13 protein-coding genes are annotated in these 13,898 nt (G+C 41.1%); 7 read left to right on the top strand and 6 right to left on the bottom strand.

The genetic code is table 11. The features are described from left to right. Window positions 1–68: 68 nt before the first annotated feature. From asnB to QJ048_RS02270, 3 genes are all read right to left on the bottom strand, one after another. Window positions 69–1,913 carry an asparagine synthase (glutamine-hydrolyzing) gene (asnB, locus tag QJ048_RS02280; protein ID WP_282332707.1) on the bottom strand — a complete coding sequence of 615 codons (1,845 nt, stop codon included), beginning with the start codon at window positions 1,911–1,913 and terminating at the stop codon, window positions 69–71. Between the two features lie 212 nt (window positions 1,914–2,125). Beyond that, window positions 2,126–2,707 carry an acyl carrier protein phosphodiesterase gene (locus QJ048_RS02275; protein ID WP_282332706.1) on the bottom strand — a complete coding sequence of 194 codons (582 nt, stop codon included), beginning with the start codon at window positions 2,705–2,707 and terminating at the stop codon, window positions 2,126–2,128. 113 nt (window positions 2,708–2,820) lie between these two features. Beyond that, a complete protein-coding gene (locus QJ048_RS02270) occupies window positions 2,821–3,765 on the bottom strand; it encodes an alpha/beta hydrolase (RefSeq protein ID WP_282332705.1) in 945 nt (314 codons plus the stop codon). A gap of 123 nt (window positions 3,766–3,888) precedes the next feature. On the opposite strand from QJ048_RS02270, the gene QJ048_RS02265 reads away from it, so the two are divergent. Beyond that, window positions 3,889–6,147, top strand: a complete 2,259-nt coding sequence (locus tag QJ048_RS02265) for a helix-turn-helix domain-containing protein (RefSeq protein ID WP_282332704.1) — start codon at window positions 3,889–3,891, stop codon at window positions 6,145–6,147. A 6-nt stretch (window positions 6,148–6,153) separates the two neighbouring features. Then, a complete protein-coding gene (locus tag QJ048_RS02260; protein ID WP_282332703.1) occupies window positions 6,154–6,885 on the top strand; it encodes a YqjF family protein in 732 nt (243 codons plus the stop codon). Window positions 6,886–7,011: 126 nt separating this feature from the next. On the opposite strand, the gene QJ048_RS02255 is transcribed toward QJ048_RS02260, so the two are convergent. Beyond that, window positions 7,012–7,314 (bottom strand): hypothetical protein, encoded by a 303-nt coding sequence (locus QJ048_RS02255; protein WP_282332702.1) that lies wholly within the window; start codon window positions 7,312–7,314, stop codon window positions 7,012–7,014. Between the two features lie 9 nt (window positions 7,315–7,323). Continuing rightward, on the bottom strand, window positions 7,324–7,773 hold the full coding sequence (locus QJ048_RS02250; protein WP_282332701.1) for a hypothetical protein: 450 nt from the start codon (window positions 7,771–7,773) through the stop codon (window positions 7,324–7,326). Window positions 7,774–7,943: 170 nt separating this feature from the next. Between QJ048_RS02250 and acs the strand changes: the two genes are divergently transcribed. After that, on the top strand, window positions 7,944–9,857 hold the full coding sequence (gene acs, locus QJ048_RS02245) for an acetate--CoA ligase (protein WP_282332700.1): 1,914 nt from the start codon (window positions 7,944–7,946) through the stop codon (window positions 9,855–9,857). Between the two features lie 269 nt (window positions 9,858–10,126). Here acs and QJ048_RS02240 read toward each other — a convergent pair whose 3' ends face one another. Further along, entirely contained in the window at window positions 10,127–10,681 is a 555-nt protein-coding gene (locus tag QJ048_RS02240) for a L,D-transpeptidase family protein (protein WP_282332699.1), read from the bottom strand. Window positions 10,682–10,991: 310 nt separating this feature from the next. Between QJ048_RS02240 and QJ048_RS02235 the strand changes: the two genes are divergently transcribed. The 4 genes from QJ048_RS02235 (at window position 10,992) to QJ048_RS02220 (ending at window position 13,857) form a co-directional block, all read left to right on the top strand. After that, window positions 10,992–11,570 carry an RNA polymerase sigma factor gene (locus tag QJ048_RS02235; RefSeq protein ID WP_282332698.1) on the top strand — a complete coding sequence of 193 codons (579 nt, stop codon included), beginning with the start codon at window positions 10,992–10,994 and terminating at the stop codon, window positions 11,568–11,570. A 142-nt stretch (window positions 11,571–11,712) separates the two neighbouring features. After that, window positions 11,713–12,072: a hypothetical protein gene (locus tag QJ048_RS02230; RefSeq protein WP_282332697.1), complete on the top strand. Its 360-nt coding sequence runs from the start codon at window positions 11,713–11,715 to the stop codon at window positions 12,070–12,072. A 31-nt stretch (window positions 12,073–12,103) separates the two neighbouring features. Continuing rightward, entirely contained in the window at window positions 12,104–12,319 is a 216-nt protein-coding gene (locus QJ048_RS02225; RefSeq protein WP_217791562.1) for a hypothetical protein, read from the top strand. Between the two features lie 368 nt (window positions 12,320–12,687). Further along, on the top strand, window positions 12,688–13,857 hold the full coding sequence (locus QJ048_RS02220; RefSeq protein WP_282332696.1) for an MFS transporter: 1,170 nt from the start codon (window positions 12,688–12,690) through the stop codon (window positions 13,855–13,857). Window positions 13,858–13,898: the final 41 nt, after the last annotated feature.

The raw sequence follows: 13,898 nt of genomic DNA, 5'->3' as shown, positions 1-13,898 counted from the left end.
GATCCCTCGTTCCTCGGGATGACAAGCAGTCTTTACATAATGATTGTCACAACTCTATAATCGAAGAATCAAAGCATTTTTCCTGCAACCAAATAATAAAAGTCATTATTGTTGCTTTCTGTGGAGCCTTTGGCTTTTATTGGTTTGTGTAAAATGTTTTCGTTCATTATCTTTTCCGCAACCAATTTTTCCTTTGCATGCATAATGTAATCCTGTATTTGCTGTTCCTGCATCCATTTTTTTTGCGGTGGCTCAAAACCTACTTTATCTTTTCTCCAAACAATAGAAGCAGGTAACGAATGTTGCATCGTTTGGCGCAAAATGTTTTTAGTAAAACCATTGTTGATCTTCAGTTCTGCAGGAATTGAAAAAATAAACTCAACCAGTTCGTGAGCTAAAAACGGAAGTCTTACTTCGCGACCATGCGCCATAGCATTGCGATCGGCATAGCGAAGTAATTCCTGCAAACCGAACTGCATGCTGTTGAAGTATAAAATATCGTTTAGTTTAGTAACAATCGGTTTGTACATCATCTCCCTATCAAGAAACGCTTCAACAAAATCTCTTTTTATATCGCGATTGTTGAGTGCCAGCGACAGATATTTTTTCTGCAATTGAGAAGCTGTTTGCGCAGGAAGTAAAGCTGCAACATAGTTTTTGAAGCCCCAATCAAACGCAATCTTGTTTTGCACAAGCATCTTCTTTTGTTGCTTAAAGGCGTGAAACTTGCTGGTAAAAAGCTCTTGCAAAAACCAATGAATGTATTTGCTGTAACCGGCAAGCGTTTCATCCGCGCCCTGCCCATCGAGCAACACTGTGACATCATTTTGCTTTGCCAGTTCAAAAACTTTAAACTGCGCGTAAATACTGGCAGAACCGAACGGCTCTTCCTGGTGATAGCAAAGCTTTTCAAAATCATTTATGAATCCATCCGCAGTTGGCGTTGTTGTGAAACTTTTGAGATTGAATTGAGTTTTTACATTGTCGACGTATTTGGATTCATCTTTTTCAAAATTTGGGAAGACGGCTGAAAAGCTTGTCAGATCAGCGCCTGCGGATATTTTTTTAATAGTGGCGACAACAGAAGAACTATCCAAACCACCGCTCAATGAAGTGCCAACTGCAACATCGCTTCGCAATCTTCTTTTCACAGAAGTTGTAAATAATTCAGCAAATTGTTCAATTGCTTTTTCTGAAGTAATGTCGATTATTTTTTCCTTATCAATATCCCAATAACGGTTTATCGACAGGTCATTTTCGTAAAGAGAGAATATTAAATAGGATGCGTGTGGTAGTTGAAAGATGCCGCTATAAAAGGTTTCCATACTATCAACTGGATTTTGCACCCAGCCCAAACTGAGATAATTGAGCAACATGGAATTATTCATTTCCTTTACAACACCTGCTGCCCACATCGCTTTCATTTCCGATGCAAAAAGAAAATTATTGTTTTGATCGAAGTGATAGAAGAACGGCTTTTCACCAAACCTGTCTCTTGCCGCGAATAATTTTTTTTCAATATTGTCCCAAATGGCAAACGCAAACATGCCATCAAACTGTTGCAAACATTTTTCCTTCCAGCAATCATAAGCCGCGAGAATAACCTCTGTATCGGAATGCGATGCAAATGAATAGCCTTGCTTTTGAAGCGTTTCTTTTATTTCAATGTAGTTATAAATCTCACCGTTGTAAACAATTGTGTAACGGTTGAGACAATGCATTGGCTGTGCTCCTGCTTCCGAAAGGTCAATTATGCGAAGGCGGCGATGACTAAAGCCAACGGTTCTTTCATCATTTGTCCAAAACCTTTCCCTTTCCGGTCCGCGATGCTGCAAAGCATTTGTCATTTGCAACAAACGCTGTTCAGAAATGAATGAAGTATCAGTTGTAATAATCCCGGCAATACCACACATGGGAGGAAATGTTTAGTTACGAATGTATAGAAAAGAATTGGCACGCAGATGACACTGATTTGGCTGATTTGCGCTGATTTTCTTTTGCACACGGATGACACAGATTAGACGGATTTACACGGATAAACAGAATTATTGAAATATTGAATGCTTGCAGTAATTGCACTCATCTCCATAAGTAAAAAGGTCAGTGTAAATCCGTCTAATCTGTGTCATCTGTGTGCAAATGTCTTTGCATAGCTCACCAGCTGCGGAAAAAAAACATTGTAGCATTCCTGCAAATAAGGAATATTATCATTGAAAATTTGGAAAGCAGTATCACTTTCTTCCAGGTATTGCGAGCGTCTTACAACGCCACCGAAGCTTCTTTCAATGCCATATTTGGTGCGGTAATTATACAGCCAGTTATTTGATTTCATGTAAGGAAACATCATCCTGAAAGGGCCGGGCAATTGATCGAAATACTGTTCTAAAGTTGCATACACGGATCGACTAAAATCAAATAACGATGCATCGCTGAAAATGCTTTTATCATTTGCCAGAAAGTAGTCAAAAGTTACATCTACAAAGGCTGTGCTGTACAAACGATAGGCCGGTTTGTAAACCTGCATTGCACGTTTTGTAGCTTGATGTGTATCCGTAAATTCATCAATATTTCGATGTATTTGTATTCCTTTTTGTATGCCTTCGGGATAGTCAAATTTTTTCCTGCCTTTCACAAAATCACTGATCATATTGCCCACCAGTATGTCCGGTTCATTAAAGGATAAATATGCGTGAGCAAGAAAGTTCATGTGTTAAGTTAAACGAGTGCTTTTTATTTCGCATTGTGTGATTCTATTGCGGCACAACTATCAATCGAAGTCACGTTAAATCATCACAATCATGAAAATCTGCGTGCTGTCCCTTACTGCTTTCCTACAAAATTTACAATGACAGTGACTAAGTCTTCATTTACAGACAATGCGGGCATTTTGTAAGTAGCTATGTTTTCAGACATTACTGAACTCGCGTTTTTTAGAATGTGGTTCATGCCTTGTATGATGTGCAATTCTGCTTTTGGCTGACATTCCTTTAATGCTTTTGCCTCGGATGTTTCAACCTGCATATCAGTAGAGCCCTGCACGATCAATACTGGTACAGTAAGTTTTGCAATTTCGGTGCACGGTGTATATTTCATCCATGACGCCATATAGGGTTGAATGCTTTTTCTAAGAATGGCATAGAGTTCGTTGGGAACGGTATCCAGCGGTTGATCTTTTTTAAGTCGGTTAAACATAGAATCAGCTGCCGGCGCCATAAATGGAGCCTGTTTTTGAAGCTGACCAATTATTATTTTATCTGCACTTTTCGCCGGACCGGAAATGGAAATAAATCCAGCCACTGGTGTTTGCTGTGCCGCAAGTATGCCGATCAAAGAACCCTCGCTGTGGCCCGCAATAAAAACTTTGGTAACGCGGGGATCTGTTTCAATAGACCTTTTCCATGCTACCGCGTCGCTCACATAGTTGTCAAAGCGAATGCTGTCTTCTTGTTTAAGAGCTGGAGCGCTTTCGGAAATACCTCTTTTGTCAATGAGAAGCGTGGCGATCTTTTGTTTTGCAAATTGTTCGGCTAGCAATCTGTAGCTGTTGGCAGTTACGCCCATTGCGTTGTTGCCGTTTCTGTCTGTGGGGCCGGAGCCGGGTAGCAAAATTACGACTGGAAATTTCTGAACGCCCTGGGGCAAGATCAGTGAGCCGCGTAGTTCGCCAGTAGGGGTACTTACTGAACTGTGTTCTTCTTGTGATTGGGCAAAGGATACAGATGCAATTGCTAGTAGCAAGGATATGGATAATAATTTTTTGTACATTTTGATGCGCAAATTTTATCCAAGATAATTTAAATCTTCTGAAAAAAAAATTACCTTGTACACCCGTTGTGATCCGGCATCATTTACTCCTTCTATTATTCATTTTAGTACTTTGCACACACAATGATGTTCGATTCTACCAATGAGCGGTTCCAAATGGCGGTAAAGTTTGTAAATCATACAAGCAAGCATATTTTTCTGACTGGAAAAGCCGGAACCGGCAAGACAACTTTCTTAAAATACATTAAGGAGAATACGTTTAAAAAAATGGCAGTTGTTGCTCCTACGGGCGTTGCCGCGATCAATGCGGGCGGCGTAACAATGCATTCATTTTTTCAACTTCCCTTCGTTCCTTTTTTGCCAACGCAACATACAGGCTGGAACGATTTGAATGGTGGCACAACCAATGCGCATGCACTCCTCAGAAACATTCGTTTTAATTATGATCGCAGAGAATTACTTAGGGAACTGGAGCTTTTGGTAATTGATGAGGTAAGCATGGTACGTGCTGATATGCTGGATGCGGTGGATGTAATTCTCAGACATTTCAGAAAAAGACCAATGGAGCCTTTTGGTGGGGTTCAGATATTGTACATCGGGGATTTGTATCAGTTACCACCTGTTGTGAGAAATGAAGAGTGGAGTATATTGAAACAGCACTACAAAAGTCCATTCTTTTTTGATGCACAAGTGATGCAGCAGACCTACCCGTTGTATGTTGAGTTGGATAAAATTTACAGGCAAAGCGATTTGCTGTTTATCAATATTCTCAACAATATTCGTAACAATGTTGCGACGAACGACGATCTGGATACGCTTCATCAATTTTACAGACCGGGCTACAGGCCCGCTAAGGAAGAGAATTTTATTACACTCACTTCACACAACGCACAATCGGATTCTATCAACTACAGTGAGCTGGAAAAGTTGCCCGGGAAATCACAATCTTTCGATGCAAAGATCAGTGGTGATTTTGGAGAGAAAGCCTTTCCCGCAGAAAAAACGTTGAATGTAAAAGTTGGCGCCCAGATCATGTTTATTAAAAATGACAAAGGTGAGGCAAGGAAATTTTACAATGGAAAAATAGGCACGATAAAAGCTTTCAAAGAAGATAAAATTGTTATTGAGTTTCCTAATGATGAAGGCGAACTCGAGATAGAAAGGGAACAATGGAAGAATGTAAAATTTGTATACAATAAAGAAAAAGACACTGTTGACGAAGAAGAACTCGGTATGTTTGAGCAGTTTCCTATTCGTCTCGCATGGGCAATAACCATTCACAAAAGTCAGGGCCTTACCTTCAACAAGGCGATCATAGACGCAGGTGCATCGTTTGCTCCGGGGCAGGTGTATGTAGCTCTTAGCCGGTTGACAAACCTGGAAGGGCTTATTTTGTTTTCACGTATTCAACCACATGCCATCAGTACAGATGAAAGAGTGATTGCCTTTTCACAAACTGCGGCTAAAGCAGAAGATCTGAAAGAATATTTGGAAGAGGCGCAGAAAGTTTTCATTGCAAAATCGTTACTCATTTCTTTTGATTGGGAAAAGATCGTGGCGCAATTGGAGAATCTTTGCGAGGAAAATGCAGATCGTCAAATTCCTGAAAAAGAAGATGCCATAAAGCTTGCCGAGCAACTCCTGCAAAAAGCATGGAAGCAAAAAGAAACAGCACAAAAATTTTTGTTTCAACTCGAGCGCTTGGTTGAAACCGCGGAGGCAGATAACTATGTACAACTGAATGCAAGAATGGAGGCGGCTGCCAATTATTTTAAAAATGCATTGAAAGAAGAATTGATCGATCCGTTTCAAAAACATATTGATGCGATGCGTGTTAAAAAACGTACCGGAAAGTATGTTGGCGCACTAAAGTATATACAGATTACATTTCTGCGAAAAAAACAGCAGATTGAGCAATCTTTCCAAATAACATCTGGTCTTGTAAACGGATTACATTCAGATGCTTTGCTCGCTATTGTAGAAGCGCAAAGGAAAAACGTGGTAGCCATTGAGCCGCAAACGGTTGAAGAAAAGACGGCCACTGCAAAACCTAAAAAAGGTGATACTTATAAGATTACACTTGAGATGTATAAACAAGGTAAGTCCGTGGCTGAAATATCCAAGGAGCGCGGCTTTGCATTTGGCACAATAGAAAGTCACCTTACTTCATTCCTTCGAACGGGCGAAGTAAAAATCCAAGATCTGGTGCCTCCCCATAAGCTTCCACGCATTTTGTCGGTAATTAAGGACGCAGGAGATGATCTTTCACTAACGCCAATAAAACAAAAGCTTGGAGAAGATTACTCTTTCGGAGAAATAAGAGCAGCGATTACTTATTACACATCTTTGGCCGAAAGTGAGGATGTTAACCAAGAACAATAAATTAACATGGCAAAGACTTTTTTAAAAGCAGAATGGCGCAAACTGGCAATGGCAAATTATGTTGTTGATCCGGATTTGCTCATCTCTTATTTGCCGCATAAAACAGAACTCGATCTGTGGAACGGTAAATGTTATGTAAGTCTTGTAGGATTTATGTTTCTCAATACAAAGCTGAAAGGCTTGCCGATTCCGTTTCATACTAATTTCGAAGAAGTCAACCTACGATTTTATGTGCGTCACAAAGCGGCAAACGGTTGGAAAAGAGGTGTTGTTTTTGTGAAAGAAATTGTGCCGCGTCCTGCGCTAACATTTGTTGCCAACACCGTTTACAACGAGAATTACGAAACCATGCGCACGGACCATCGCTGGCAAATAACGGACGATGAATTGTCAGTAGAGTATAAATGGAAAAAAGAGAAATGGAACTCATTCCAGATAACGGCTGAAAACCAGCTGATCACGATCGCAGAAGGAAGTGATGAAGAATTTATAACTGAACATTATTGGGGCTATACAAAACTCGGCGAGCACAAAACCTCGGAGTATGAAGTATCACATCCCCGCTGGCAGGTTTATCCGGTAAAAGAATACAATATCGATGTTGATTTTGAAAACGTGTATGGGAAAGAATTTGGGTTGTTAAAAGATGAAAAACCTGAAAGTGTATTTCTTGCGGAAGGTTCAGCGATAGAAGTGAAGCCGGGAAATAATGTGGAGATGATTGTGATTGAGAGCTGATATTTGCCACAGAGGAACAGAGGGACAGAGAAGAGGAATTGAATAAACTTTCTCTTGTACTTTGTGTTCTTATGGCCCGATATTATTTTAATCTCAGAGCCTTCTGTGCCTCAGTGGCAAATAACCTCAGCCGCGCAGCGGCAGCGCTTTCTTCCTCGTAGCATAGTTCCATATCCACACAATAGTAAAAGTTGGAATGAAATCAAGGCCGGGAAATGCTTCCTCCACAAAATTAAACAACCCTCCAAACGCACCTTTCCAACCACCGAAAGCTCTGTAAAAAATAAACGCCGAAATTGGCGCCCAAATAATATCGATAAATTCTCCCGCTCCCGGAAGCAAATAAGAAGTACAACCAATCAGATCCATGAGGATACAAAAAATCAATGACGGATTTTTGGTAGTATTATTTATCGGCAGTTTAATCATCCTCAAAAATTAATTTAAATATTTACCACAACCTTTAAAAACTTTACCACTGGTTTGCACCTCAACGGAATGGTCAGCAACTTCTCCGGTGGCACTGTTGATACAAGGCTGATTAATAATGATCACTTTGATAGAGCCCGCATCCACTGTTGCCTGGTAAATGGTAGTATCACCGTTTTTTACAGCTGCAGGAACAGGTGTGTTTAAGGCCGTTACATTTTCTTCCAAAGCGGTGAACCAGATTGCTTTTTGCATATCAATATCCATTTCCCATGTCGGTTGATCGCCTGACGCTACAAAATCAATTCCTTCCTTTCTTTTCTTGTCATATTTATCTGTAGATGCTGCAGTTGTTGCTGTAGTTGCTTCGTCGTTTTTTTTATCCACGGCGCCATTGCAGGCACATGCCAAAAGCAACACCGAAAATATAAAGCTGAATGTTAAAATCCTTTTAATCATAGAATAAAGTTACCCTTTTTCATGTTTAAAAAATGTTTAAGGGAGTAGTTACAAGACGAAGGTTTTATTCACTTAAAATGACGTATGATTGCATTGTTTGCATCTTGGACAAACGATTGTTAAAGGTTATTGTCGTACGTTTTCATTATTTTGCACAAAAGAACGATTGTATGGCATATCCCTATCAGGTAACAACTCTGGATCAGTATAATACAGCGTACAAAAAAAGTGTTGACGACCCCGAGGCTTTTTGGGGCGACATTGCGTCCAATTTTTTATGGCGCAAACGCTGGGACAAAGTACTGGACTGGAACTTTACGGAACCCAATATAAAATGGTTCCTTAACGGTAAACTAAACATTACTGAAAACTGCCTTGACCGCCACCTCGGCAGCCTTGGCAACAAACCTGCTATCATTTGGGAGCCAAATGATCCCGAAGAACATCATCGCGTACTCACTTACAGAGAACTTCACAATAAAGTTTTACAATTTGGTAACGTACTAAAAAACAACGGCGTCAAAAAAGGTGACCGCGTTTGTATTTATATGGGCATGGTGCCTGAATTAGCTGTTGCAGTACTGGCATGTGCGAGAATTGGCGCTATACATTCTGTCGTTTTTGGCGGTTTTAGCGCACAAAGTATTGCCGATCGTTTGCAGGATGCGCAGGCCGAATTTGTCATCACGTGTGACGGTGCTTATCGTGGTAATAAAGAAATTCCGTTGAAAGGTGTAATAGACGATGCGCTCATTCAATGCAAATTTGTTAAGAAGGTGATCGTACTAACGCGTACGCGTACCCCAGTGAGTATGATCAAAGGAAGAGACGTGTGGTGGGAAGATGAAATTAAAAAAGTAGAAACGCAAGGCAATCCATACTGCGAAGCAGAAGAAATGGATGCTGAAGATCCGTTGTTCATCTTGTACACATCTGGTTCTACCGGCAAACCCAAAGGCGTGGTACATAGCACCGCGGGTTACATGGTGTACACTGCATACAGTTTTGTGAATGTATTTCAATATCAACCGGGCGATATCCATTTCTGTACAGCCGATATCGGCTGGATCACTGGGCACAGCTATATTGTTTACGGGCCGCTGGCTGCTGGAGCAACGACGATGATATATGAAGGAATCCCTACGTTTCCCGATGCTGGCCGCTTCTGGAGCATTGTTGATAAATACAAAGTAAACATATTGTATACAGCGCCGACAGCCATCAGATCGTTGATGGGCTTTGGTTTGGGGCCAGTTCAAAATCATGATCTTTCTTCACTGAAAGTTTTAGGTACCGTTGGAGAACCTATTAATGAGGAAGCGTGGCATTGGTACGATGAACACATTGGCAAGAAAAAATGCCCGATAGTAGATACATGGTGGCAGACGGAAACCGGCGGTGTGCTGATATCGAATCTTGCGGGCGTAACACCTTCCAAACCTTCTTTTGCTACCCTGCCTTTGCCGGGTGTACAACCGATTTTGGTAGATGAAAAAGGACAAGAAGTGAAAGGAAATGGCGTAAGCGGAAATCTTTGCATCAAGTTCCCATGGCCGTCCATTTTACGTACTACTTATGGCGATCACGAAAGATGCAGACAGAATTATTTTGCTACATACGATAGTTTATACTTTACCGGAGACGGTTGTCTTCGCGATGAAAACGGCAACTACCGCATCACGGGCCGCGTAGATGACGTGTTGAATGTGAGTGGTCACCGCATAGGAACCGCTGAAGTGGAGAACGCCATCAACATGCATGCTGGCGTAGTAGAAAGTGCCATTGTTGGTTTCCCGCACGAAATCAAAGGGCAGGGTATTTACGCCTACGTTATTTATGACGGATCACATGGTGATGAGGAGTTGGCAAGAAAAGACATTATGCAAACAGTTTCCCGCATCATCGGGCCAATTGCAAAACCAGACAAGATCCAGTTCGTAAGTGGTTTGCCAAAAACAAGAAGCGGCAAGATCATGCGTCGCATCCTCAGAAAAATTGCAGAAGGCGAAATGGACAACCTCGGCGACACAAGCACGCTGCTTGATCCGGGTGTGGTGAACGAGATAAAAGGGGGAAAAATTTAATAACTGATTAACTGAATAACTGATTGGTTGCTGAATCAATCGCTCTCCGAAGCTTTTAGCTTCGGAGTTTTATTTTGTTGCTTTTGGCAACATTCGTTATCGCCGGAGGCGATAGAATAATGCTCCGAAGCTGGAATCTTCGGAGAGCTAAATGGGAGCAGCATATAGATCCAATTATTCAATTATTCAGTAATTCAATTATTTGAAAAAAATAAACCCCCGAGAACTTCTCAGGGGTTTTATTTTTTAAGACGACAGTTGTTAAATCCTTAATGCTGAATCGTCACTTTAGTTCCCACGGGGATAATATCGTATAACTCTTCAATGTCTTCACGCTTTAATGAGATACAGCCGTTGGTCCAGTTTTGATAATAGTCCACAGCCATATCATCGCGGTTCCAGGTGCCGTGAATACCAATACCATTGCCGAGTTTGGCATCTTTGGGAATCAGGCCCTTTGCTTTGCGATCATTAAATTTATCTATATCTATCTGAGTCGGATAATTTAGTAACATCATTTTATCCCACTTTTCGTGTGGACGCTTGGATGCAATTTTGTATTCGCCTTCTGGTGTTTTTCTATCGCCCATCACCATTTTGTCATCGAGCGATTTGTTTCCGAATACAGCGGGATATGTGGCATACCAGCCTTCAGCATCATACACACTTAATTCGTAGTCGGATTTTTTGATAACAATGTAGGGAGTTCCGGAAATACCGCTATGGAAAAAACGTCTTTTCATCACTCTGTGCTCAAGACCTTTAAAAGCGAATAAACCGCTTACCGCAATCAGCAGGGTAAAAATTAGTGTTCTCTTTTTCATAACTTTTATTGACCTTTTAACAGGAGTAAAGTTTAGCGGGTCCGCATTTTATACTTTTTGCTGCTATACAACAAACGATTATTTGTGAGATTTATTTTTCATGTGGAAAACTTTAACAGAGTTGAGGAGAATGGAAAATTGAAAGTTGAAAATTGAAAATGCTGTAGGGGCGAATCGCATTCACTCGCAAAGACAAACAGCAACCCAGTTATTCAGTTATTGTCTGTTTTTGCTGCTTATCTTTAGTCTGGAAAGATTTTTTTTCAAAACTTTAAAATATCTGGCTTTCCTGCCCGTCTACCTTAATTACATGACGGATGCAGCAACGATATCAACCACCGCTATGGCGGAAAAAAAACGTAATATAACCGATACGATCAATGCTTATAGCAAGCGGTTGATGGGTTTTATACGCAAACGTGTTGATAATGAAGCTGATGCCGAGGATATCCTGCAGGATGTTTTTTACCAGTTCGTCGGGAACACTCAGCCGATTGAACAGCTTACCGCATGGTTTTTTACAGTTACCAGAAACAAGATCACAGACAAGAAACGCAAAAAGAAACCCGATTCAGTAGAAGACATTTACACTTCTGAAGACGGTGAAACAATTGCGGAGTGGACGGAGCTTTTTTCCGAAGGAAATGAGAATCCTGAAACAGCTTACCTGCGTTCTCTTTTTTGGGAGGCGCTTGACAGTGCTTTGAAGGAACTGCCAAAAGAACAAAGAGATGTTTTTATCCTGAATGAACTGGAAGGCGTTCCCTTTAAAGAGATTGCCGAACAAACGGGTGAAACCGTTAACACGCTCATCTCTCGCAAACGATACGCAGTACTGCATTTACGGGACAGATTGAGCACTTTGAAAAACGAATTATTAAACTCGTGAAAGTGAAAAGTGAATGGTGAAACGTGAATGGGATTTCCGACAATCAGATATTCACGATTGACGATTAACCATTTACGATCAGCCCACGAAAACAAAAAATTATAAAATTATGAAACGCGGATTTTTCTTTAAAAAATTTATCATGATGCTGTTGTTTGGCACCGCTGCCGTGTTGCTCTTCAGCTTCATTGTAATGAGCTTGTGGAACGGAATTCTTCCTTCAGTAATACATGTATCAGCCATTACATTTCCACAGGCAATAGGAATATTAGTATTGAGTAAAATTTTATTCAGCGGCTTTAAGGGCGGTCCTCGTCGTGGTGGTCCGTGGGGCGGACCGGGAGGCGCCTGGAAAGAAGGCATGCGTGAGAAGTGGCAAAAAATGACACCTGAAGAACAAGAGAAATTCAAACAAAAAATGCGCGAACGCTGTGGTAGCTGGAGAAGAGGTTTTAATGAGCAACAACCCGCCGCAAATGCAAATGAAGGCGCAGCAGAATAACCAACTACTTTATCCAAACTAAATAACTCTTATGGAAGTTCTTGTATTCAAAACAAACATTCGACGCAGGAGAAATGTGGAATCGATAGTAAAACACATTTCAAAGCTTGGAGGTATTATCAGATGGAATGTGGACTTGCATGATAAAGACAAAATTTTACGCATTGAATCTGATAACCTCTCTCCAAGACATGTTGAAAACACACTGCAACATGTAGGATATTATTGTGAAGAATTGCAGGATTAAAACAACAACCATTAAACACTTAAAAACAATAATTATGCTAAAAAAATTAAGTCATTTACTAATCAACTGGCCCACGTTATTGATTGAGCTGGGTGATAACATTTCAAGATCGATCACGTATTTTTTTACAACGCTTTCCAAAGCCTAAAATGTTCATGATTATTTGCCAACCAAAATGACAGATTGGTAAACAAGCGTTCTCTTCTCTTTCTTTAATACTACTCAATATTTGTAAAGCGCCGCAAAGACCGGAAAAAACATTTTACCTTCGCGCTTCATTTTCGCCTCAGTATAAAAACAAATTCCTGCATTTATTTGCTCCGGCCATATGGTTTTGCTGATCGCGAGCCAAAGTTTTAGAAAAGCATATGAAGCGTTCACAGGAAATTTTCATGGCCATTTGCACGGGTCTTATCGTTGCAAACATTTACTATAGTCAACCTCTTATCCCTTTAATAGCAAAGGAATTTGGCATTGCAGAAGCGCAAGCGGGGCAAATCACATTTCTTAATCAATTGGGGTATGCATTGGGTATTCTGTTCTTTGTTCCTGTGGGAGATTTAATTGAACGCAGGAAGTTGATTATGGCAGTTACATTGATTTGTGTGGGAAGTCTGGCTGCCACTACGTTTGCCAATCAATTCTGGCTCCTCGGAATTGCATCTGTTTTTGTAGGTGTAACGAGTGTTGTACCGCAAATGATCATCCCTATGGCGGCGGCACTCGCATCTCCTGAAGAAAGAGGAAAAGTAATTGGCAATGTGATGAGCGGACTATTGATAGGCATTCTTCTTTCAAGAACATTGAGCGGAGTGGTTGGTGCACATTTTGGCTGGAGAGGAATGTATGGTCTGGCAACAATCATTACGCTGGTGCAATTGCCTTTGATGTATTTCTTTTTGCCGCAAAGCCAACCGGCATTCAAAGGCACTTATGGCAAGTTGATGAAGTCGTTGTTTGAAATGTTCAAGTTCCATGAACTTCGTGAAGCAACTATATTGAGCGGTTCTGCATTTGCTTGCTTTGGAATGTTCTGGACAGGAATGGTGCTGTGGCTAAGCAGTCCCGCATTTGGATTGAACAGTGATACGATCGGTCTTTTTGGATTGGCTGGGGCACTGGGCGCTTTGTTCGCACCACTTGCCGGAAGAAGTGCCGACAAGCGTCATCCACGAAAAGCGGTTGGGTTGGGCGTTATCGTATTGGCTCTTTCTTTTGTAATTTTTTATATTTTCCGATACTCTATCATTGGCATCTGCTTCGGCATTATCACACTGGATTTTGCCATGCAAGCAATTCATGTCAGCAATCAAACAAGAGTGTACGCAATACTTCCGGAAGCACGCAATCGCCTCAATACCATTTATATGACGGGAGCTTTCATCGGCACTGCATCCGGGTCTGCACTTGCATTGATTGTTTGGAAACACGGCAGTTGGCCCGGAATATGTCTTACAGGTGTTGTAGTGATGGCCCTTGCAATGGGCCTGTTTGTAGCAACAAGAAAGAGGTACGTGAAGGCTGCAATGGCTGAATAACAGGAAGCACACAGATGACACTGATTTGACAGATTTGCACT

Origin of the sequence: Pinibacter soli (genome assembly GCF_029961145.1) — a bacterium.
In the GTDB taxonomy this organism is placed as follows: domain Bacteria; phylum Bacteroidota; class Bacteroidia; order Chitinophagales; family Chitinophagaceae; genus Pinibacter; species Pinibacter soli.
Note: the sequence above shows the minus strand (reverse complement) of the source record. Positions and strands in the feature narration are given on the sequence as shown.

Coding starts and splice junctions, on each gene's coding strand:
- acs (WP_282332700.1), top strand. CDS start 7,944: ATGGCATATCCCTATCAGGTAACAACTCTGGATCAGTATAATACAGCG.
- QJ048_RS02265 (WP_282332704.1), top strand. CDS start 3,889: ATGATGTTCGATTCTACCAATGAGCGGTTCCAAATGGCGGTAAAGTTT.
- QJ048_RS02260 (WP_282332703.1), top strand. CDS start 6,154: ATGGCAAAGACTTTTTTAAAAGCAGAATGGCGCAAACTGGCAATGGCA.
- QJ048_RS02235 (WP_282332698.1), top strand. CDS start 10,992: ATGACGGATGCAGCAACGATATCAACCACCGCTATGGCGGAAAAAAAA.
- QJ048_RS02250 (WP_282332701.1), bottom strand. CDS start 7,773: ATGATTAAAAGGATTTTAACATTCAGCTTTATATTTTCGGTGTTGCTT.
- QJ048_RS02275 (WP_282332706.1), bottom strand. CDS start 2,707: ATGAACTTTCTTGCTCACGCATATTTATCCTTTAATGAACCGGACATA.
- QJ048_RS02225 (WP_217791562.1), top strand. CDS start 12,104: ATGGAAGTTCTTGTATTCAAAACAAACATTCGACGCAGGAGAAATGTG.
- QJ048_RS02255 (WP_282332702.1), bottom strand. CDS start 7,314: ATGATTAAACTGCCGATAAATAATACTACCAAAAATCCGTCATTGATT.
- QJ048_RS02270 (WP_282332705.1), bottom strand. CDS start 3,765: ATGTACAAAAAATTATTATCCATATCCTTGCTACTAGCAATTGCATCT.
- asnB (WP_282332707.1), bottom strand. CDS start 1,913: ATGTGTGGTATTGCCGGGATTATTACAACTGATACTTCATTCATTTCT.
- QJ048_RS02240 (WP_282332699.1), bottom strand. CDS start 10,681: ATGAAAAAGAGAACACTAATTTTTACCCTGCTGATTGCGGTAAGCGGT.
- QJ048_RS02220 (WP_282332696.1), top strand. CDS start 12,688: ATGAAGCGTTCACAGGAAATTTTCATGGCCATTTGCACGGGTCTTATC.
- QJ048_RS02230 (WP_282332697.1), top strand. CDS start 11,713: ATGATGCTGTTGTTTGGCACCGCTGCCGTGTTGCTCTTCAGCTTCATT.